This window comes from Pleomorphochaeta sp. DL1XJH-081 (assembly GCF_049310885.1).
Taxonomy (GTDB): Bacteria; Spirochaetota; Spirochaetia; order Sphaerochaetales; family Sphaerochaetaceae; genus CAYZJV01.
In genome coordinates, this window is record NZ_JBMDYO010000050.1 from 1 (window position 1) to 288 (window position 288).

Genomic DNA, 288 nt, shown 5'->3' on the forward strand with positions numbered 1-288 from the left:
GGCCCCGTTAGATTTTGGATAAGCATTTCCAGGTTTAGAGATATATAATTGTATGAGATATCGAGACTAACCAACCTCCTCAAGGTGGAAAGCTCAAATGGAACCTGCCCATCAAAACCAGCAGATGACAAATTCAAGTGTGTCAAATAGTTGAGTCTGTGAATACCTTTTGGAATGGGAGTGGAGTCGTTGAAGTTATTGTAGGCCAGGTTCAGCTTCTCCAAATATTTAAGTCTAAACAGACTCGACGAATGCCCAATTCCACCAGAAATGGACTCACCATCGAGC

1 protein-coding gene is annotated in these 288 nt (G+C 42.4%); it reads right to left on the bottom strand.

Going from position 1 to position 288, the window contains the following annotated elements; translation table 11 throughout:
* On the bottom strand, positions 1–224 hold a 224-nt coding region (locus ACODJP_RS13865), incomplete at its 3' end, for a hypothetical protein (RefSeq protein ID WP_422482502.1).
* Between the last annotated feature and the right edge of the window lie 64 nt (positions 225–288).